Genomic DNA, 21,732 nt, shown 5'->3' with positions numbered 1-21,732 from the left:
TAAATAATTGAGATGCAGTATGGAATACGGACAATTATCCTTCCACCCGATAAACACTCTTAATGCGGCGAATAACGCTGAGTGATTCGAAATGTTTTAAAACTTTATCCATGCTTGCCTTACTTGCATTATGTGTAACGATAATGATCTCGGCATCCGGGTTATGCTCATTCGGCTGTTGAACAACCGAAGCCAGACTGACATCATACTCTGCAAAAATTTGTGTAATTTGTGCCAATACACCGGCTTTATCATCTACATGCAACAAAATGAAGTTTTTCGACATGATCTGCTCGTCGCTTTGCAGTCGCTTCGTCTTATAAGGCACGATCGCTTTGAGACCGTTCACGCCAAGTTTAAGGTTTTTGGTAACCGCCACAATGTCAGCTACAACAGAAGTTGCCGTTGGCAGTTCTCCCGCACCCGCACCGTAGAACATGGTCTCGCCTACAGCTTCACCGTGTACATAAACTGCGTTGTACACACCGTTGACTGAAGCAATCGGATGATTCTGTCTAACCATAGTCGGCTGAACGCTAATCGTGATCTCATCGCCAACACGGTCCGCAATACCAAGTAACTTCATCTCATAGCCAAGTCTTCTGGCATACGTGATATCTTCACGGGTTACAGAGGATATCCCTCTAACGGTTACATCCTTCAACTCCACATTGGTGCGGAAACCGAGCGTACTCAAGATCGCCATTTTGCGGGCTGCGTCAAGTCCTTCCACATCCGAGGTTGGATCCGCTTCAGCGTATCCCAGCGCCTGTGCCTCGGCCAGCACTTCTTCATAGGATGCGCCTTCCTGACTCATTTTGGTCAAAATAAAGTTCGTTGTTCCGTTCACAATCCCCATGATACGGGTAATCCGGTCAGAAGAGAAACCTTCAATCAGTGTACGAATGATCGGAATTCCTCCCGCAACACTCGCTTCATAGAACACGTCACATTGTTTTTCCTGCGCCTTCGCCAAAATTTCTGAGCCATGCAGGGCCATGAGATCTTTGTTCGCTGTTACGATATGTTTCCCACGCTCCAACGCTTCAAGAATATACTCCTTCGTCTGATCAATGCCGCCCATGACTTCAACGATAACATCAATATCCGGATGACGAATGACTTCCCAAGGATCTTCCGTAAGCTTGGCACGGTCTACAGCAATGACACGGTCTTTCTCTGTATTTTTCACTGCGATCTTCTCGATGACAATCGGTGATCCAACCTGACTGCTCAGATCCTCCTGATTCCCTTCCACAATGCGAACGACTCCCGTTCCGACAGTTCCCAGACCCAACAATCCGACTTTTACCGGTTTCACTAACGATCTACCCCCTAATGTCTATTCTTGTCTGTCAGTCCTGTATGATAAAGCCTAATTAACCTTGGCCTACAATACGTGTGCGTCTCACTCCAGGCATATCTTGCATCCGATCCAGCATTTCTCCAATTTCGCCGTGAAGATGTGTCGTCTCCACTGAAATGACAACATTGGCTCTTCCCTGAAGCGGGATACTCTGATTAATTGTAAGTACATTGGCCCCATAACCAGCTACATGTCCAAGCACACGAGACAAGATCCCCGACTGATGCTCCAGATCAATGGAGATCGTCACAATTCTCTCGCGCTCCAGCTGGTTGATCAGATGAATTCCATCCTTGTACTTGTAAAAGGCACTCCGGCTTAATCCGACCTGTTCAACCGCCTCATGCACTGTTTTAACATCACCGGAAGCTAGCAGCTCTTTTACCTGCATGGTCTTCACCACAGCCTCTGGTAAAATATCTTCCCGTACTAAGTAATAGCGTTCGTTCACAGAACGTCCTCTCCTCAAAGACTCATGTATTCATATAGTGGACATTATATAGGATCTACGCCAAAAGGGCAATACATGACACGCCTATTTTTTTGAAATACGTTCCTCACAGTATACAAGTTTATCCTTCTCCCATGTCAGGAAAAAACAAAAAAAAAAACACAGAGTCGTGGGTCAACTTCCCACTTCTCTGCGTTCATATATCTATCTGTCTCCATGGAAGACGGCTACTTAGTAGTAACTGCTGCCTTCCACGAATTCGAATTCAAAGTCTCCGATGCGCACGATGGTGCCTTCTACAGCTCCGCGCTTACGCAACTCAGCATCCACACCCATATAACGCAGTGTACGTGCGAGTTTCAGTATAGCCTCATGCGAGTTCAGTTGCATCCGTTTCATCATGCGGTCAATCTTGGCACTTTCGACAATGAACATTTCATTCTCACGCACAATTTTGAAACCATCGTCTTCTTTTTTGTCCAAGCTGTACACTTTACGTTCGGATACGTCTGCTACCTCTTCAACAACTGGCTCATCCGGAATCTGATCCAGCAGATCAGCAGCACGATACAAGAGCTCTTGAATCCCTTTACGAGTGAGTGACGAAATAGGCATCACTTCAATATCCGGCTGCACCTCACGAACTTGCTGCAAAAATTGCTCCAGGTTCGCTTCCGAGTCTGGCATGTCCATTTTGTTCGCTGCTACAACCTGCGGTCTCTCAGCCAGAAGCGGATTGTACAGTTTCAGTTCATCATTGATTTTCTGCCAGTCTTCAAATGGATCGCGTCCTTCTGAACCCGACATGTCCACCACATGAATAATAATACGGGTACGCTCGACATGACGTAAAAACTCATGTCCTAGTCCAATTCCTTCATGTGCGCCTTCAATTAGACCAGGCAAATCGGCCATCACGAAGCTTCGGCCTTCTCCTACACCGACTACACCCAGATTCGGTGTAATGGTTGTGAAATGGTATGCACCGATCTTTGGCTTGGCTGACGAAACGACAGAAAGCAATGTGGATTTCCCGACACTCGGGAAACCAACCAGACCAACATCTGCCATAACCTTTAGCTCTAATACGATGTAACGCTCCTGGCCTTCTTCACCATTCTCGGCAAGTTCAGGTGCAGGATTGTTCGGTGTGGCAAATCGGATGTTACCCCGTCCGCCCCGACCACCACGAGCAATAACAACCTGTTGACCGTGACGTGTCATATCCGCCAGTACTTCTCCACTGTCTTCATCCAAAATGATAGTTCCTGGTGGAATGCGCACGATCATGTTCTCAGCGTTTGCACCATGCTGACTTTTATTACGTCCCTTCTCACCACGCGGGGCCTTGAAGTGACGCTGGTAACGGAAATCCATCAATGTACGCAAACCTTCATCCACGCGGAAAATGATGTCAGCTCCTCTGCCTCCATCGCCCCCGGCAGGTCCGCCGTTTGGTACATACTTCTCACGACGGAACGAAATAATTCCGTCCCCTCCGTCTCCGGCTTTTACATAAATCTTCGCTTTATCTACAAACATTGGTTAACCCCTTCTTCCTATATTCCACACGGCATTCTGAATTGTATAAACGTATCCTCAGACGGAAGCTGCTCCGTTCTGACTTTTTTCCCTTTGAGTACGGCAGTAAGATGCCGCAGTGTTTCCGGATCGGGTGTTTGATCCCCATCCAGTCGGACAACCACATCTCCATGATCCTGTCCGAAATTTAAGGTCAGTTTGCGAACCTCTCCCCAAGACGACCGGCCGCCGCCATATTGATAGGCCCTGATTGCATCCGCAATCGCTCCGGTAAGTGACTCGCCATCCTCGGGAGAGACCAGAGCACTAAGCTGCAGCTCATCTTCTATTTCCACATGCAATTCCAGCGCTATTCCACTGGCGCGGAAAGACTGAAGATAAAATACGAGGGAAGGAATACCCAATCTGGAGATTCGGCTTTCTTCCGTTACCCGCTCTTTTATTCTTTCCACACATTGCAGGGATTTATCAAGTTTGCCCAGCCGAAGATATCCATATAACACCTGAAGGTCGTTCATCCAGTCGTGTCGATGATGATTTAATGAAGCAATTGCTGTCTTTTCCATGGATTGTATGATGGTTCTGCGTTCCGCCTCCGCCTGTTTCTTCATCGCATTCACAGAAATGAACAATACTGCGACGGACCACAATGCGCACACGACGCTTGAGATTATCATCGCCGGATACAACATTACGAAAACCAAAGGAATCAGAAGTGAACATGCCGCAATCCACGGCACTCTTTTCCAAGATTTCATGGCTTCTCCCCGTTCTACAAAACTCGGTAGGTCTACACCCACCGTAACCCAGTATAACATGTCTTTTCTGCCAGTTCATTATTGAATAACCGTGAATACAAAAAACCTCCGGCAAAAATGCCGAAGGCTCCTTAGGCGGAATGCCGATATTACGCTTCTACTGCAGCTGCTACAGGAGCAACATTAACAGGGTAGATGCTTACTTTTTTGCGATCGCGTCCCCAACGTTCGAATTTTACAACGCCGTCGATTTTCGCGAACAAAGTGTCATCTTTACCGATGCCAACGTTAGTTCCTGGGTGAATTTTCGTTCCGCGTTGGCGAACGAGAATGCTACCACCAGTTACAGTTTGACCATCAGCACGTTTAACACCCAGACGTTGAGCATTACTGTCACGTCCGTTCTTCGTGGAACCTACACCTTTTTTCGATGCGAATAACTGAAGATTTAATTTCAACATGATTGGTTGTCCTCCTTCTTTGTTTATTTGAATTGCTGTATTTTAATATACTTCCCGTATGACTCTGCAATATTAGAGAGCATAACCACCATGGATTCGAGTAACAATTGTACCTGGGACCAAGTTTCCCCTCTCTCTAACAAAGGTAAAGAACCACTTAAAAAGCCATTCTTCATCTTGGCGTCCATTTCGACACCAGTCAATGTTTCAATCGAGTTCACCGTACCCACTGTAACAGCGGATACCCCGGCACATACGATGTCTTCTCCCCGCTTGGCAAAATTAGCATGCCCTTCGATGGAAAAGCGTTCGATGTTCCCGTCCTCATCACGAAAGATTTGAACGATAATCACTTATCGCACCTTCTTTACGCTTTGATTTTTTCGATAGTTACTTTAGTGTACGGTTGACGGTGACCTTGCTTCACATGGTAGTTCTTTTTAGGTTTGTATTTGTATACGATAACCTTTTGTCCTTTGCCATGTTTCTCCACTTTAGCCGTTACAGTAGCTCCGGAAATCAATGGTGTACCTGCTGTCAAACCTTGATCGTTAGATACAGCCAGGACACGGTCGAACGTTACGCTTTCGCCATCGTTCGCAGTCAATTTCTCGATGAACAGAACATCGCCCTCTTGGACTTTGTACTGTTTGCCGCCTGTTTCAATAATTGCGTACATTTGCCTTGCACCTCCTCATGTCTCAGACTCGCCCGTTCTCAGGTGACAGTGTCCTTACGGAACTGTTCTTATACCCGGCCAGTGCGGTTACAGCATGTGCAAGACCAATAGGCTAAACACATACCTGAAGATTATATCACGCAATATATCAAAAATCAATGCAAAGGTGAAATATATCTTTTCCCCGTACCATGACAGGAAGAACACGGCTCCACATAGGGCAACGTACTCTCTTCCCGCACTTTCTTGCGTGTCAGTTCAAGCAAGCCCAGCTTGGTCCACCCCATCACGAAGGCTTTGGTCCGATCCTTCTTGAGCTCGCCTTCCAAGGTTGCCGCCACTTCATGACGATTCGAGGCTTCCTCCATATCAATGAAGTCCACAATAATCATGCCACCGATATCACGCAGACGCATCAGACGGGCAATCTCCACTGCTGCCTGCATGTTGGTCTCCGTCACGGTCTCTTCCAGACTGTCACCACCAGCTCCTGTGTATTTGCCTGTATTCACATCCACTACAGTCAGAGCTTCAGTATGATCAATGACAATATATCCGCCTCCGGGCAGCCACACTTTGCGGGCAAAATCCTTGTTCAACTGCTCCTGTACACCATAAGCAGCAAAGATAGACTCTGTTCCCCGATACACCTGTACCTTCGGCTGATGCCCCGGACTAATCTCTTCCAGCAATGCCTTTACCTCACGGGCTTGTCCTTCACTATCGGTGATGACTTCGTCACTGCCCGGTGTATATACATCTCTGATGATTCGCTGCACCATGCTATGATCCCGATGCAAAAGGCTTGGCGAAGGCAAACTGTCTGCTTTTTCACGAATCACATACCACTGCGCACGTAATGTTTCCAAGTCTGCCTGAATGGCTCCATGCTGTTCTTCTGAGGATACGGTCCGGATAATAAGCCCCTCTTCATCCCGTCTCAGTTGTTCTCCAAGTGCCTTAAGGCGGGAACGATCCCCCTCACGGGCTATTTTCTTGGATACCGCCACATAGTCAGCAATAGGCATGTAGACAAGCCAGCGGCCCGGCAGTGAATAATGAGTCGTCACCCGGGCTCCCTTGCCTCCTACCGGTTCCTTCAGAACCTGAACAATGACTTCCTGTCCCGGACGCAGCAACTCCGAGATGGAAGGCTTCACCTTGGGCTGCTTCTCCAAATGGGGATGCAACACATCGTCCACATACAGAAACGCATTCTTTTTCTGACCGATATCCACAAAAGCAGCCTGCATACCCGGTAATACATTCACCACTCGTCCCTTGAAAAAGGAACCCAGTAGTCCACGCTCGCGTGTACGCTCTGCCGTGAATTCCACAGCTTTGCCTTCTTCCAGAAGCGCCATTTGCATGAGGTTATGTTCATTATGTACAATCATTTGTTTCATGGCTTCACCTCTAGAAGACAATTCAATTCATCCACATCCATTTCAGTATCTTTGCAATTCTCATTGTACATGTATTAACCCATTTCAGAACAGGTCCACCAGAACACTACAATTTATCACCATTTTGTTGAAAATAGGAACCGATAATCCGTTGCTCAGGCAAGACGGCCATAATTCGACCCTGTCTGTTCATCACGTATACCATATGGTATCTTTCTCTCTTTAATAGACGCAAAATAGTGTCCAAAGGTTTCGCCGGAAATGAGATAATTGGCTGCGCCAAACTGCCAGTAGCCGCATGCCTGGCGAACGCGCCTTCTCGATTCATGAGAAAACGGATAAAGCGGTAGGGAACATTTCGGTAATCGGTCAGGTTGGAATAGAACAAAAAAAGGCCGATTAACAGAATGTTTAGCGGCAGGCCATAGTCTCCGGTTAGCCATCTGCTGATGGCATACAAAATAACTCCTGCGCTGCACAGGATGCTAATTCTGTAAGTCCACATTAATGTTGTATAGTAGGGTGCCCACAGACTGACAAGTGCCTGAACAATCTTACCTCCGTCCAGAGGAAGTACAGGAAGAAGATTAAAGAGGGCAATGAGCAGGTTCCCCTGAATGATATAGCTCAGAAAAACAGGATCGCCCAGATTGCCATACTGCAACAGCAAAACAACGCCAACCATCAGCATGTTTTGCAATGGACCTGCCAGAGCAATGATAATTTCCCGGTAGGCCGTGATAGTACCTCCATCTTCGATAACCGCTACTCCTCCAAATGGGAGCATCTGGATCGACAAGACACGATAGCCCAGAAGGGCCGCAGCCGCAGCATGTCCACATTCATGAATGAATACGATGGCAAACAACGTAATAAGCTCAATAAAATGTCCAGTCAGCAGTGAGGCCATCATGATGATTACAAAAAACGGATGAAACGTAATACGTACTCCCCACACCCTAATCAAGGGCAACGACTTCCGCCGGGTCTACGTACTCCTCACCCTCTTTGACTGCAAAATAGAGCGTGGCCGGTTGTTCACCACCTGTAGCCTTGAGACTCCCTACTGGACTCCCCGCTTCCACCCAATCATTGACGTTCACTTCACTTTCGTTCAGCCGACCGTATATTGCCGTGACATTACCTGTATGCTTAATGACCACCGTGAACCCGCTTGTTGAATCTCCGATAACCTCCATGACACGCCCTGCATCCGAACTGGCAACCTGTATAAGTTCAGCACCTGCATCATCTGGAACGATCTCAATTCCTTTCATGCTCAGTGCAAATGGCTGAACCACTGTTCCTGAGATCGGTTTATCCAGCAACTGCCGAATGCCTAAACCATTGACAACATCCGTCGTATGTCCAAGAACCGGAAGAAACGAAGGCGTGCCTCCAAAATGCCGTTCATACCAAGCAGATGCAGAGGCAAAATCCATATCCCGATGGAGTACATCAGCAATGACCGTTTTAGTTGAAGCACTCCATGATGTATCTAATTGAAACAGCCCCCATACTCCACCAAATATCAAAGCGCTGATGACTGTCCGTCTTAGAAATGACTTGAATAAGTTGAATCTCGAATGACTCCCTGGAACAAAATGACCATTCTCTTTTTTCCACAGCCATTCCGGATCTCTTTCTTGTGTCCCCTCACCAGACGCAAACGGCTTCCGTTGTATGATCTCATTCTTGTCCAATAGCGAACCTACTTTTTGCTCCTGTAAGACTTCAACAGTCGCACCATCCATCAGTCGCCGGATGCGTTCTTCTCTTCTCTGCTTGATTCTGAGTTTCGTGTTCATGGAATGTCCTCCCGCCGAGGCTTGTTTACTACATCCTATGAAGAGGCGCTTGATAATATGAACAAGCCTGTCGGCAGGTAACAAAAAAAGCCGGGCTATAAGCCACGGCTGTCATGTAATCAGATAATGCATAAGTCCATTTAAATGAATTAACCCATTCCGAAGAACTTTTTGAAACGAGTGAAAGCTCCCTTTTTCTGCTCCAGCTGCATCAATGGAACCGTATCTCCCAAAATGCGTCTTGCAATGTTGCGATAGGCAATCGCCGCAAGTGAATCCGGATTCATGACCGTAGGTTCTCCTGAATTGGCCGCTTTGATGACCAGTTCATCATCAGGTACAATGCCAATCAGGTCAATATTAAGTACTTGTAAAATACCATCGATATCCAGCATGTCACCCGATTTAACCATATTATTGCGAATTCGATTCACCACCAGCTTCGGTGATTGAATGTGCGAACTCTCCAGCAGGCCGATGACACGATCCGCATCACGTACTGCAGCATTTTCCGGTGTAGTGACCACGATGGCCTGATCTGCTCCTGCTACCGCATTTTTGAAGCCCTGCTCTATGCCGGCTGGGCAATCAATAATGACGTATTCAAAATCTTTTTTTAATTCAAGGATAATATCCCTTACCTGTTCTGGCGATACTGAGTTCTTGTCTCTCGTCTGCGCCGCAGGCAACATGTATAATTCTTCGAAACGCTTGTCTTTGACCAAAGCCTGATTCAGACGGCAGCGGCCGTCCGCAACGTCGCACAGATCGTAAATAATACGGTTTTCGAGTCCCATCACGACATCCAAATTACGAAGGCCGATATCGGTATCTACCAGACAAACCTTTTTGCCGAGCAGCGCCAGCGCTGTCCCGATGTTTGCCGAGGTGGTTGTTTTACCCACGCCGCCTTTACCCGAAGTGATCACGATCGCCTCTCCCATGAGCTACACTCCTTTAAACACATTAAAATCTCGGCGTAACCGAACGATATTGCTCATTTTGTCTATCTGCATCTGATTGTCCTGTAAGTAAGCAAATTCCATTCCGGTCTCTCGGCTCTCCCATTCATCAGGAGGACGACTGATGATATCCGCAATCCGCAACTGCGTCGGTGCAAATACCGAAGCGGCAATGATGGCTTCTTCGTCCCCGCCAATTCCGGCATGAGCCATACCTCTGAGTGAACCCAACACATATATATCTCCGGTACACGTCACTGTGCCCCCCGGATTGATATCCCCAAGAAACAGGAGATTTCCTTCATGATGAAGCACCTGACCTGAACGCACCATACCACACATGGTCACAATCGGCGGCGGTCCTTTAACCTCCGGTTGGAGTGCAGGTGAGTCGATGGATCGAATAAGCAGATTCCCTTTTTGCTTCAATATATCGAGGATTGCTTCTTTCTGGTCCTCTGTCACTTCGCGGGCACCCAACTTGATATCCACATGAACAATTGGTCCGGTCAAAATATTTTGATGGCTGTGTTCCAGCTTATAGCGGAGCTCATAGAGCAATTCCTCGAATTCACATTGATCGTCCAACAGGAAAACCAGGCCGTCTCGGATGCCTTTAATCGTTACGTGATTCGATTTTACCGTCATAAGCCTGTCCCTCCCATCTCATTACATTTCGTGCCCGGGGCCCCAAGTTCCTGCTTTGCGCTCCATAAATGTATTTAAGAAGCTTCTTCTGTCTTGCTCCGTCTCTTGCCAATCCGTTCCAGTTGTTTCCGAAGCGGGACATAAATGATCAAGGCAAACACAAAATGAATGAACAAATTAGGAATCATGTATTCAAGCAACGCCCAGTCAAAGGTCACGTGGTTAAGTTGGAAGAGCTTGTACAGGAAGAATAGCATGGTGTCATTAAGCAGACTCCCCAAAATGACAACCGACACCATCACCGGCAGTGGTGCACGCGGTGCTTGAAAAATGAGTCCCATCATGTATGCCGATAAACCCATTGAAAATCCGTAAGGCCCAATCATCTCGCCATAGAAAACGACGTCATGTAATAGTCCAAATAATATACCAAGCACTAAAGCCGTGTGTCGATGGTGATATACAGCGATAAACAAAATTGCGATATAAACCAGATTGGCAGAAATACGCATGTGCCAGCCGGAAGGAATAAGCAGCGGCAGAATCGTGCCTTCCGCAATGAACAAAACGAATAGTAACAGGAACAAGACTTGCTTGCGCGTCACCATTACTCTTTTACCTCAGGCGGAATAATGACAATCAGTTCTTTCCAGTCAAGGAAGCTAGCATATGGTTCGATAATCGCAGTCCTTGTTAAACCGTACTCCCCAACTTCGACCTTCTCCACTTTCCCAATCCGCATGTACTTCGGAAAATTGTTAATAATTCCGGAAGAGATGATCTCATCATCCTCTTGGATATCAGAATCCTCTGAAATCTTGGTCATCTTGAGCATGCCTGTCTTCGGATCATAACTCTCAATCATACCAAACACTTTTTCCTTACCTACTGCCGTTGCTGCAATGGCATTGGATGTTGGATCATTGGCGTCCATGGACGTTAACAGATTAACCGTTGATGTATATGAGCTGACATGACTGATCACGCCGACCAGCCCTTCCTGTGAGGTAACAGCCATACCCGGCTTGATTCCCGCGTTCTCACCGATATCAATGTTAATGGTTCTGCTGTTTGGATCCGAATTGGCACTGATAACTTGCGCAATTCGTGAACCATAATTATACCGATTTTTCTGTTCTTCCGTGAAATTCAGTGCTTTTTGAAGCTGCTCGTTCACCTGTTCCATATCATTGTACTTCAGGCGATCCCGGGTATAGTGCCCCATCGCGATGCGAAGCTCTTCATTCTCTTCATATACCGTACGCATGTTCGCTACATCTTTGAAAAAGCCCGCTACATAAGAAGCGGGCTTGTAAAATACGTATTGTACAAATCCAACTGAATCCTTCAGGAATTTCTCCGGCCAGGATAGAGTGGTTCGCGGACTGAGCGTAAAGCCCATTAACGCGATAAATGTAACAAGGCCCACCAGCAAAACAAAAAGTCTTTTGTTGCCTAGCAGTTTAAACAGTTCGAACACCCTCTAACATCCATTATTCTCTTCCGAGCCATGCCCGGCGGGGAGACTGTCAGACCTGTAGTCCCTGCGAGAATATCAGCTGACCCTCCCCTGTTAAGCGGGTAATAGCTCATCCCCGGGGTTAACCGGGTACTCTATAACGATACCTTGCCACTTGGTCGCAATGCCAAGTTAGGCAAATACCAATTAACGTTTGGAACGAACTGCCGAACTGCTTCTGCTTTTGAACAAATGAATATTCTCTAGCGCTTTACCTGTTCCGATCGCTACACAATCCAGCGGGTTCTCAGCCACAATGACAGGCATTCCTGTCTCACCAGCCAGAAGCTTGTCCAAGTTGCGAAGCAATGCCCCACCACCTGTAAGAACGATACCCCGATCCATGATATCGGCAGCAAGTTCAGGCGGGCATTTTTCCAGTGTTACTTTTACTGCTTCAACAATCGCATTCACTGTATCAGCCAGCGCTTCGCTGATCTCGTCCGAAGTAATCGTAATCGTCTTCGGCAGACCTGTTACGAGGTCGCGTCCACGAATTTCCATCGTTTCTACTTGCTCCAATGGCATTGCTGATCCAATGTCCATCTTCAATTGCTCCGATGTACGCTCACCGATCATCAGATTGTATTGACGTTTGATGTACTGGATCACGGATTCATCCATCTCGTCACCTGCTACACGAACCGAACGGCTCGTTACGATACCGCCAAGAGAAATAACAGCCACTTCCGTAGTACCGCCACCAATATCGACTACCATACTACCCGTCGGTTCCCATACAGGCAGATCTGCACCAATTGCAGCTGCAAAAGGCTCTTCAATCGTATAGGCTTCACGTGCTCCAGCCTGCTTTGTTGCATCTTCAACCGCACGTTGTTCTACTGCAGTAATCCCGGATGGTACACATACCATCACGTTCGGATGACGTTGGAATATGGAGCGTTGTTTCTGCGCCTCACGGATGAAATATTTGATCATCGTTGCCGTTGTATCGAAATCGGCAATAACGCCATCTTTCATCGGACGAATGGCACGAATGTTACCTGGTGTACGTCCAATCATTTTTTTGGCGGCTTCACCTACTGCCTCGATGGTTTTAGTATCTGTCCGTATAGCGACAACCGAAGGTTCCCGCACCACAATTCCTTTTCCTCGCACATAAACCAACGTATTTGCTGTCCCCAAGTCAATACCCAAATCTTTCGTAAAACCACCAAACATAACATAATCTCCTTTTCTGCCTCATATAGCCGCTCTATGCTGATCCAGAGCGTAACAATTTCATTCCCACGCAGCACGTGGAGCTAATATTCGCATTTGTTTTTTTGCATTTGTAAAGTGAACCTATCTTTTACGGACAACGCCGTTAACATTCATAGGAAAACATCAACGCCAACCATTATATTATACTAAGCCCTTCTCCTTCAAACTTACGTACGTTCCATCTCCGATAATAATATGATCAAGCACGTCAATGCCGACAATAGCACCTGCTTCAATCAGTCTCTTGGTTATTTGGATATCCTCCGGACTAGGCGTAGGATCACCACTCGGATGGTTGTGTGCGCACACAATCGATGCGCTGCTGCATTTGATGGCAGCCCTGAACACTTCACGTGGATGTACAATCGAAGCGTTAAGGCTGCCCATGGAGAGTGTTTCCTGGGCAATAATATGATTTTTGCTATTCAAAAAGAGACACACAAAATGCTCTTTCTGCAAGTAACGCAATTGTTCCATTAGGATGTCGGCTGCATCACGCGGTGTACGAATTGAAGTCGACTGTATGAGTCTGCTCTTCGCAATTCGATGCCCAAGCTCAATACCGGCTTTCAATTGCACAGCCTTGGCATTGCCGATCCCTTTCATTGCAGTCAATTCTTCCAGACTCAGATCCATCAACGAGCGAATGCCGCCCGCTTCAGCCAGAATCCGCTGTGCCATATGCACCGCGGATTCCTGTCTTGTGCCTGTTCGAAGTAAAATCGCCAGCAATTCAGCATGGCTTAAGGCGCCCGCCCCGTATTCCATCATGCGTTCTCTCGGGCGTTCTTCCTGGGGGATGTCGCGCATCATGTATTGAGGCGACTCCATATGTTCCCTCTTTTCAGTTCAAAACGTCTATTGGCTTCATTCATGTTCGCGGCAACACATGGACGCCAAACCCATCCAACATATCACTCAGCAAGGATAGGGGAAGGCCAACCACATTAAAATAGCATCCTTCAATACGGTCGATCAGTGAAGCGCCAATGCCCTGAATGGCATAAGATCCTGCCTTGTCCGAAGGCTCTCCAGTCTGCACATAGGCACGGATCGTCGCATCCGAAAGTTCTTTCATCGTTACATCGGTCTGGCGATAATGAACTACAGACTGACCATTCCCCGCATCAATACAAGCGACACCGGTAAACACCCGATGTACGCGGCCCTGTAGCCGGGATAACATACGTTCAGCATCGGCTTCGTCTACGGGTTTGCCCAGAATTTCTTTATCCAGGACAACAACGGTATCACTACCAACAATAATGGCTTCCTGCTCACGGCCTTCAAGCCCGCGATACACAGCAAGCGCCTTGCGCAAAGCAAGCTCCTGTACCGTCTGTTCAGGTGTCCATTCTGGTGGCGTATCTTCATCGGCATGACTTGGTATTACATCAAACGCTAGGTGGAGTGATGCGATCAGTTCTTTGCGCCGAGGCGATGTGGAGGCCAGAATAATAGGGCGCTGCTGAGTGTTATTCATCATGAACGGCTCCTTATGCTACGGCAACATCCTGTCCTTATCACGATAATAGATGTCACTGGTTTATTTTTTTCGTCATAACTCGTCATTCTCCTACAGCCTGCGATACAGCCACACAGCGGCAATCATACCGATCAGACTCAGAAGGCTCATTTGAAATTGAAGTGAAATATCATAACTGATAATATCCAGATCAGCCTGTGGCGACCAACGTATGGTCGTGGCTTTTGTAAGAAAGGCTACTGCCTTAACAGACTGCAGTGCCTTGGCGATCCACGCTCCGACCATCCAGCCGAGCAGTAGAAACAGCAATAACATGCCGAAGTTTTTTTTCATCGGTAATCTTCCCTCGCCATTTTTTGACACCCACATTATTATACGGGGTTTTGTACATCAATACAAACACAAATCCGGCAAGGGGAACTATTTCCAGTTCCTTGCCGGACAGGTATTTCCAAGCGTTGTTATGGGAAAGAGCATGTTACTGCTTTATCGCTTCAAGCCATTTTTTCTGTTGCAGTACGTATTCCATCAGATCGGACTGTACAGACCACATGTGCACATCATCCGGGTTTTTGTTGTACTCAGCGATAGCCGTAATTGCACGATTCATCGATTTCTCCATTCCGCCAATCATAGGTTGTACCTCTGCGGTTAGGCCGGGTGAAAGACTATTCAAACCGGTCAACCATGACTCGTGCTTATTCTGAATTGCGGTCATCGTTTCTGTAGGGACTGCTACCGGGGTAGATTGTCCCAGTTGCTGAATGGACAAGGTAGATAGTTGTTCGATTAGTGCAGAACTGTTTGTAAAGAAAAGCTGTACATCCTCTTGCTTGCCACCAAATATGGCCGGATTGATCTCAGGGTTCACGATCTCCTTGACGTACAGTTCGACTCCCTGAGCTTTAAGTCTGGTGCTAAGTAGCTTGGCCTCTTCACGATCAGCTGAAATACCTGCATATACCCGATTACCATCTTCAGGATCCGTACCTGCGGCTATACCTGCTTGAGCCAATTCTAGCTTGGCCTGTTCGGCTCGTTCGGGTGAACTAAAGACGCCGTATTGAAGTGCATAATACGTGGTGCCAGTCGCAGCTGCCTGAAGCTGCTGCTCTGTTCCTGCAACGCCCTCCTGACCTGTCACGGAGGAAACTGCCTGATTAACGGGCAGAAGATCACCTGGCTTCGCGGCTCCTTCTTTATTAAAAAATGAAAGAATAACCATGCCGAATAGTGCTCCCGTAACGAGTGCCCCGGTAACAGAGCCAATCATTTTCCAGCCCCTTGGAGGGCGATTACGCTTATAGGAATAGTTCTCGGAATCTACTAGCCAGTCGTGTCCTTGATCATCATGCGTATTGGACAGATCGCGACGATCTTCCTCCGGATCTGCTATGTGATTATGATAACCGTAACCTGATCTGTCCCCAAGATCATGGGCCTCATCCAAGTTCGAATCAGGGCTCATCCGTTGTTCAGGGTCAGGTACAGTAGAGCTTGTCAGCACCGTCTCTCCCCAGTCTCCGGGGATATCTTCTGGTGTCCAAGACGGGGTTGTATCCAGTTTCTCAGGCGTTCGCGTATGATTGCGCGGTAATTCTTCACTCAACGTCACCAATGGACTGGACGCGGAAATCCTCTTATTTTCAGGCTTGTCCGACTCATGATCCCCGAAGCGAAACGTCATTCTAGCATTGCTCACCCGTACCCTCTCCTTTGTCCCATTTATATCAGCTATATGCAGAGATGGGAGAAGACATTCCATTTAACGCAAAAAACGCCTGCTTCTTATCGAAGACAGGCGTTTTCTGATTGATTTATTTCAATCCTTTGGCAAGGGTATCGCCGACTTTCCAAATATCACCTGCGCCCATCGTGATCACAAGATCTCCTGGCTGCAGACGATGCTGCAAATCAGCTACAACTTCCTCTTTCGTTGGCAGATAACGCGCAGAAGCATTACTGTTTTGAACGATCAGTTCAACCAGTCTCGCTGAGGTTACCCCTTCGATCTGTTTTTCGCCCGCAGGAGAATAGATATCGGTAATAAGCACTTCATCCGCTTCCGCAAAAGCACGACTGAATGCATCCAGCAGGAAGAACGTCCGCGTATAACGCTGTGGCTGGAATACCGCAATAATGCGCTTGCCCGTTGCTTTGGCCGCACTAATGGTTGCTTCAATCTCGGTAGGGTGATGAGCATAATCATCGATGATCAGCATATCACGTGCCTCGCCCAATACCTGGAATCTGCGTTTCGCTCCGTGGAACTGGATGATGGCCGCCACAATCTTCTCAAACGGAATACCTGCTTCCAGACAGGTAATCACGGTAGCCATCGCATTATAAACGTTATGTTTACCTGGAACCGATAACTCCACCGTGCCCATAGCAACACCCTGGTGATTCATCGTAAAGGAGATCCGGCGATCGCCCAATACAATATCCGTAGCTGTATAATCCGCAGCACGGTCGATACCATAAGTTGTGATCCGTGACTTGAGTTCTGGCAAAATCGCTTGAACATTCTCATCGTCAGAACACACAATGGCTGTTCCTTCCGGACGAATCTGGCTCAGGAACTGCACATAAGCCTTTTTGAGTTCCTCAAAATCACTGTTATAATTCTCCAGGTGATCTGCCTCAATATTCGTTACAATACCGAGCCATGGATGGTACTGCAAAAATGAACCATCACTCTCGTCCGCCTCAGCGACAACCCAGTCACCTTGACCGGCCTTCGCGTTGGTACCCACATTCATGATTTCTCCGCCAATAATATATGTCGGGTCTGTATCACATTTATCCATAACAAGTGCAATCATGGATGAGGTGGTTGTTTTACCATGGGCACCGGCCACAGCCACACCCTTACGTTCGTTCAACAAACGTGCAAGCATCTGGGAACGATGCAGAATCGGAATGTTCAGCTCAGCAGCTGCTACCCGTTCCACATTATCTGCAGGCGCTGCCGTAGAGTAGACAACCAGGTCTGCTCCAGTGACATGCTCTGCCGTATGTCCGATATATATTTTCGCTCCCTTGGCTGCCAACTTCTCGGTCAACTCCTGCGAAGCGACATCCGATCCGGTAACGGTATATCCCATTTCCAGCATAACTCTTGCGATGGCACTCATGCCATATCCGCCAATCCCTATAAAATGAACGTGTTCCGATGTATTTAACAAAACTTTCACCAACCTTTTTCAGAATCGGTTTGATGCAAAAGGGCTGCCCGCACATCCGCAATCAGGTACAGTGTGCCGGAGACCACCCCCAGATCTTCCGCTTCCGTCCGTGACTTCAATAGATCAAGTGCCTTTGCCCATTCGGGCTCGACGATGATTTCCAGTTCCTGCTTCGCAATGGCGGGACGTACCCGTTCGACAATCTGCAGCAATTCGGCTGCATCCATTTTGCGTCGGAAATCTGGCTCGGTCAGGATCAGCGTATCCACTAGTGGCAGTATATGCTGCAAATACGCTTCGTGATGCTTATTCGCCAACATACCCATCATCAAAATTAACTTATTGTGAGGATATACCTCCATAATACTCTTGGCCAGTGACTCTGCCCCCTCCGGATTATGTGCTCCATCGAGCACAATTCGAGGTTCATCGACGACTTTTTCGAATCTCCCTGCCCAGAAGGCATTCTTCAGTCCAAGTGCAATATCGTTGTCATCCAGCATAAATGCCATGTATTGTCTGAGCAATTCAAGCACCATTAGTGCGGCCGCAGCATTGTCACATTGATGTGAACCCTGCATGCTTATGCGAACGTCCAGGTCGCGAAACGGGCCTGTAAAATGAAAAGATTGTCCGCTCTCATTGCTATCCATTCTATGATAAGAGAATTGATCTCCAGCCAAATACAAGGTTGATTGAGACTGCTGTGCTTTCTCCTGAATTACCTTCACAGCTTCGGGTTGAGTCGCGCAGGTCACAACGGGTACTCCCGGCTTGATAATCCCTGCCTTTTCCCAGGCAATCTGCTCAATCGTGTCTCCAAGCACATCCGTGTGATCCATACCAATGTTGGTGATGACGGACACAACAGGTGCAACAATATTCGTTACGTCCATCCTTCCCCCTAGCCCCGTCTCCCATACCACAACGTCAGGGTAGCACTCTTCTGCATAATACAGAAGCGCGAGAGCCGTGGACACCTCAAACATCGTTGGTGATCCAAGTGGGGTCGATGCCATTTCCATGACCAGCGGGCGCAACCGATTCGAGAGCTTAAGCAGGATTTCTTCGGGAATATCCTCACCGTTGTATTGAAAACGGTTTGTAAACTTGGTGATATAAGGGGACGTAAAGGTGCCCACATCATATCCAGCCTGTAGAAGCACTGACGTCAAAAAAGCGCAAGTCGAACCTTTGCCGTTCGTTCCCGCGACGTGAATAAATTTGAGACGTTGGTGTGGATTGCCCAACATGGACATCAGACTCTCGATTCGTTCCAATCCAGGTCGAATGCCAAAAGGAATAAGGCCATTGATCCAGTCCACGGCCTCGTTATACGTAAGTAAAGGAGCTGCTGCATCTGTCCCGTCTAATTGCGTCATCTGATTCACCTTCGGTCCCGAGTTTGATTGAAAAAAGCGGCCGGATGGCATAATAGCTCTCCATCCGACCCAGATATATTAACCTTTCAGTTCCTTGATTCGTGCAATCACTTTATCCCGTTTATCGGAATAATCTGCTTGCTTGGCGCGCTCTTCCTCAATAACCTTGGCAGGAGCTTTGGCTACAAAGCCTTCATTCGCCAGCTTTTTCTCCACACGGAGTACTTCGCCCTCAAGGTTCTGCAACTCTTTCTCCAGGCGAGCCACTTCCTGCTCGATATCAATAAGACCTGCCAGTGGCAAGTATAGCTCTGCCCCCGTAATGATCGCAGTCATTGCCTTATCCGGCGAGCTTAGCTCCAGCCCACTATCGAACTCGGACGTATTACAGAAACGTTTGATGTAGTGACTGTTACGCGCAATGATACTGGATGTCTCAGCACTGTTTGCTTTGACCATCAACTCGATCTTTTTGCTCATCGGCACGTTCACTTCTGCACGAATGTTCCGAACTGCACGAATGGTATCCATGAGCAGGTTCATCTCGGCAACAGCCTCTGGATTCTCGAGTGCAGGATCATATACCGGCCAGGAAGCCAGCGTAATGGTCTCTCCCTCATGAGGCAGATGCTGCCAGATCTCTTCGGAGATATATGGCATAAACGGATGAATCAGGCGCATCGTCTGATCCAGCACATAAGCCAACACGGATTGTGTTTTCTTCTTGGCAATCGGATCTTCTCCGTAGAAGGACAGTTTCGCAAACTCAATGTACCAGTCACACAGGTCATCCCAGATAAAGTTATACAGCACACGGCCTGTTTCCCCAAATTCATACGCTTCGATTAGACGCGTAATATCACGAGAAGTTTCGTTCAGACGGTGTAAAATCCAATAATCCGCTGTGCCAAGCTCTCCGCTAATGTCACGTTCCTGATAGGTGAATCCTTCCAGATTCATCAATGCAAAGCGCGAAGCATTCCAGATCTTGTTGGCAAAGTTACGCGCCTGCTCCACCCGTTCCCAACGGAAACGCAGATCCTGACCTGGCGTGCTGCTCGTTGAGATCATGTAACGCATTGCATCTGCGCCATATTTCTCAATCACATCGAGCGGGTCTACACCGTTGCCCAATGATTTGGACATTTTGCGTCCATCTGCGTCACGAACAAGACCATGCATCAGCACATCCTTGAACGGAATCTCATCAGTGAATTCCAATGCAGTGAAAATCATACGTGCAACCCAGAAATATATGATGTCATACCCTGTCACAAGTACACTTGTCGGATAATAACGTTGCAGATCTTCCGTATCTTCCGGCCAGCCCAATGTGGAGAAAGGCCATAATCCGGAGCTAAACCATGTATCCAGAACGTCTTCATCCTGTCTGAGCTTGCGTCCAGCATTCTCTGGCAGCGTCGTCGGATCTTCAGCAGATACGATGATTTCACCCGTTTCCTCATCATACCAGGCAGGAATACGATGTCCCCACCACAGTTGACGTGAAATACACCAGTCACGAACGTTTTCAATCCAGTTCAGATAGGTTTTCTCAAAACGATCCGGAACAAAATTAACCCCTTCGCCGCTCTGTTGTTTCTTAATCGCTCTCTCTGCAAGTGGCTTCATCTCAACGAACCACTGTGTAGACAGATACGGCTCAACAACAGCTCCAGTACGCTCACTGTGTCCAACCTGGTGCGTGTGATCTTCAATATTGATCAATACGCCTTGCTCTTGCAAGTCAGCAACAATCTGCTTGCGGCAGTCACTGCGATCCAGTCCCTGATACTTGCCTGCCTCTGCATTCATTGTGCCGCTCTCATCCATTACCGTAATTTGAGGCAGATCATGACGAAGACCTACTTCAAAGTCATTCGGATCATGCGCAGGCGTGATTTTAACTGCACCACTTCCGAACTCTTTATCCACATAATCATCAGCGATAATTGGAATTTCGCGTCCAATGATAGGCAGTACAAGTACTTTACCAATCATATCTGCATAGCGCTCATCCTTCGGATGAACAGCAACCGCTGTATCGCCCAGCATCGTTTCAGGACGCGTTGTTGCCACGGTAACGTAGCCACTTCCGTCTTTGAGCGGGTAACGCAGATGGTACAAGTGACCTTGAACCTCTTTATATTCAACCTCAATGTCGGACAGAGCTGTCCGGTTCACCGGGTCCCAGTTAATAATCCGTTTGCCTCGGTAAATAAGGCCTTTTTCATACAATTGAACAAATACTTTGCGAACCGCTTGGGACAGACCTTCATCCAGCGTAAAACGTTCACGTGAGTAGTCAAGCGACAAGCCCATTTTGCCCCATTGCTGACGAATGGTAGTGGCATATTGATCTTTCCAGTCCCATACTTTCTCCAAAAACTTCTCGCGTCCCAGATCATAACGTGTCAGACCTTCTTCACGCAGTTTCTGCTCCACTTTGGTCTGGGTAGCAATGCCTGCATGGTCGGAACCCGGAAGCCACAGTGCATCATAGCCCTGCATCCGTTTCGTACGGATCAGTATATCCTGCAGTGTAAAATCGAGCGCATGCCCGATGTGCAGCATCCCCGTCACATTCGGGGGGGGGATAACAATCGTATACGGCTCGGCATCTTTACGTTGACCGGCTTTGAAATATCCACGTTCCATCCAGGTAGAGTACCATTTATCTTCTGCCGCCTTTGGATCGTAAGTGGTCGGCATTTCTGTTGCAGCTGATTTTTTTTCCTCAGACATGTGTCATTCCTCCGTTACTTATCATCTTCGCCAAAAAAAACAAAAAAAACCTTTCATCCATCAAAGGACGAAAGGTTAGCTTTCGCGGTACCACCTTTGTTTCACGC

At 47.6% G+C, this 21,732-nt stretch carries 22 protein-coding genes and 2 other annotated features (1 of these 24 running past the window's edge); all 22 genes read right to left on the bottom strand.

What is annotated here, in order from left to right; all coding sequences use genetic code 11:
- Positions 1–34 precede the first annotated feature (34 nt).
- The 22 genes from FS628_RS22900 to FS628_RS22795 all read right to left on the bottom strand — a co-directional run bounded on the left by FS628_RS22900 (position 35) and on the right by FS628_RS22795 (position 21,625).
- Complete coding sequence (locus tag FS628_RS22900; protein WP_145325279.1) at positions 35–1,321, bottom strand: homoserine dehydrogenase; 1,287 nt, start codon at positions 1,319–1,321, stop codon at positions 35–37.
- A 58-nt stretch (positions 1,322–1,379) separates the two neighbouring features.
- Positions 1,380–1,817, bottom strand: coding sequence for an ACT domain-containing protein (locus tag FS628_RS22895; RefSeq protein ID WP_017692625.1), 438 nt, complete (start codon positions 1,815–1,817; stop codon positions 1,380–1,382).
- Positions 1,818–2,048: 231 nt separating this feature from the next.
- Complete coding sequence (obgE, locus tag FS628_RS22890) at positions 2,049–3,359, bottom strand: GTPase ObgE (RefSeq protein WP_145325278.1); 1,311 nt, start codon at positions 3,357–3,359, stop codon at positions 2,049–2,051.
- Positions 3,360–3,376: 17 nt separating this feature from the next.
- Complete coding sequence (locus FS628_RS22885; protein ID WP_145325277.1) at positions 3,377–4,117, bottom strand: Spo0B domain-containing protein; 741 nt, start codon at positions 4,115–4,117, stop codon at positions 3,377–3,379.
- 149 nt (positions 4,118–4,266) lie between these two features.
- Positions 4,267–4,578, bottom strand: coding sequence for a 50S ribosomal protein L27 (rpmA, locus tag FS628_RS22880; RefSeq protein WP_017692622.1), 312 nt, complete (start codon positions 4,576–4,578; stop codon positions 4,267–4,269).
- 23 nt (positions 4,579–4,601) lie between these two features.
- Positions 4,602–4,931 carry a ribosomal-processing cysteine protease Prp gene (locus tag FS628_RS22875; RefSeq protein ID WP_036605912.1) on the bottom strand — a complete coding sequence of 110 codons (330 nt, stop codon included), beginning with the start codon at positions 4,929–4,931 and terminating at the stop codon, positions 4,602–4,604.
- Between the two features lie 14 nt (positions 4,932–4,945).
- Entirely contained in the window at positions 4,946–5,257 is a 312-nt protein-coding gene (gene rplU / locus FS628_RS22870) for a 50S ribosomal protein L21 (RefSeq protein WP_091037543.1), read from the bottom strand.
- 14 nt (positions 5,258–5,271) lie between these two features.
- Positions 5,272–5,356, bottom strand: a sequence feature (ribosomal protein L21 leader region).
- Between the two features lie 56 nt (positions 5,357–5,412).
- Positions 5,413–6,663 (bottom strand): Rne/Rng family ribonuclease, encoded by a 1,251-nt coding sequence (locus tag FS628_RS22865; protein WP_145325276.1) that lies wholly within the window; start codon positions 6,661–6,663, stop codon positions 5,413–5,415.
- A gap of 106 nt (positions 6,664–6,769) precedes the next feature.
- The gene (locus tag FS628_RS22860; protein WP_145325275.1) at positions 6,770–7,630 is read right to left on the bottom strand and encodes a M50 family metallopeptidase; all 861 of its coding nucleotides are present in this window, start codon (positions 7,628–7,630) and stop codon (positions 6,770–6,772) included.
- Positions 7,623–8,471 carry a M23 family metallopeptidase gene (locus tag FS628_RS22855; RefSeq protein ID WP_145325274.1) on the bottom strand — a complete coding sequence of 283 codons (849 nt, stop codon included), beginning with the start codon at positions 8,469–8,471 and terminating at the stop codon, positions 7,623–7,625. Before FS628_RS22855 ends, FS628_RS22860 begins: the two co-directional genes overlap by 8 nt.
- 149 nt (positions 8,472–8,620) lie before the next feature.
- Positions 8,621–9,415: a septum site-determining protein MinD gene (gene minD, locus FS628_RS22850; protein WP_110001376.1), complete on the bottom strand. Its 795-nt coding sequence runs from the start codon at positions 9,413–9,415 to the stop codon at positions 8,621–8,623.
- Positions 9,416–9,418: 3 nt separating this feature from the next.
- Positions 9,419–10,081 (bottom strand): septum site-determining protein MinC, encoded by a 663-nt coding sequence (gene minC / locus FS628_RS22845; protein ID WP_017692615.1) that lies wholly within the window; start codon positions 10,079–10,081, stop codon positions 9,419–9,421.
- 74 nt (positions 10,082–10,155) lie between these two features.
- Positions 10,156–10,689, bottom strand: a complete 534-nt coding sequence (gene mreD / locus FS628_RS22840) for a rod shape-determining protein MreD (protein WP_145325273.1) — start codon at positions 10,687–10,689, stop codon at positions 10,156–10,158.
- Positions 10,689–11,561: a rod shape-determining protein MreC gene (gene mreC / locus FS628_RS22835; protein ID WP_145325272.1), complete on the bottom strand. Its 873-nt coding sequence runs from the start codon at positions 11,559–11,561 to the stop codon at positions 10,689–10,691. The genes mreD and mreC overlap by 1 nt, the downstream gene beginning before the upstream one ends.
- Before the next feature lie 186 nt (positions 11,562–11,747).
- Positions 11,748–12,782, bottom strand: coding sequence for a rod shape-determining protein (locus FS628_RS22830; RefSeq protein WP_145325271.1), 1,035 nt, complete (start codon positions 12,780–12,782; stop codon positions 11,748–11,750).
- 183 nt (positions 12,783–12,965) lie between these two features.
- Positions 12,966–13,655, bottom strand: coding sequence for a RadC family protein (radC, locus tag FS628_RS22825; protein ID WP_145325270.1), 690 nt, complete (start codon positions 13,653–13,655; stop codon positions 12,966–12,968).
- Positions 13,656–13,695: 40 nt separating this feature from the next.
- Positions 13,696–14,307: a Maf family protein gene (locus FS628_RS22820; protein ID WP_145325269.1), complete on the bottom strand. Its 612-nt coding sequence runs from the start codon at positions 14,305–14,307 to the stop codon at positions 13,696–13,698.
- 93 nt (positions 14,308–14,400) lie between these two features.
- Positions 14,401–14,643, bottom strand: coding sequence for a DUF4321 domain-containing protein (locus FS628_RS22815; protein WP_145325268.1), 243 nt, complete (start codon positions 14,641–14,643; stop codon positions 14,401–14,403).
- A 145-nt stretch (positions 14,644–14,788) separates the two neighbouring features.
- Positions 14,789–16,012 carry an SPOR domain-containing protein gene (locus tag FS628_RS33480; protein WP_186327926.1) on the bottom strand — a complete coding sequence of 408 codons (1,224 nt, stop codon included), beginning with the start codon at positions 16,010–16,012 and terminating at the stop codon, positions 14,789–14,791.
- A 115-nt stretch (positions 16,013–16,127) separates the two neighbouring features.
- Positions 16,128–17,447, bottom strand: a complete 1,320-nt coding sequence (murC, locus tag FS628_RS22805; RefSeq protein WP_260871151.1) for a UDP-N-acetylmuramate--L-alanine ligase — start codon at positions 17,445–17,447, stop codon at positions 16,128–16,130.
- 56 nt (positions 17,448–17,503) lie between these two features.
- Positions 17,504–18,880 carry a bifunctional folylpolyglutamate synthase/dihydrofolate synthase gene (locus FS628_RS22800; protein WP_145325305.1) on the bottom strand — a complete coding sequence of 459 codons (1,377 nt, stop codon included), beginning with the start codon at positions 18,878–18,880 and terminating at the stop codon, positions 17,504–17,506.
- Positions 18,881–18,958: 78 nt separating this feature from the next.
- Positions 18,959–21,625, bottom strand: a complete 2,667-nt coding sequence (locus FS628_RS22795) for a valine--tRNA ligase (protein ID WP_145325265.1) — start codon at positions 21,623–21,625, stop codon at positions 18,959–18,961.
- A 60-nt stretch (positions 21,626–21,685) separates the two neighbouring features.
- Positions 21,686–21,732 (bottom strand) — a binding site (T-box leader); it runs 235 nt beyond the window's last position.

This window comes from Paenibacillus xylanexedens, from assembly GCF_007676705.1.
GTDB classification, from domain to species: domain Bacteria; phylum Bacillota; class Bacilli; order Paenibacillales; family Paenibacillaceae; genus Paenibacillus; species Paenibacillus xylanexedens_C.
This window is presented reverse-complemented; position numbering and strand designations above follow the sequence as displayed.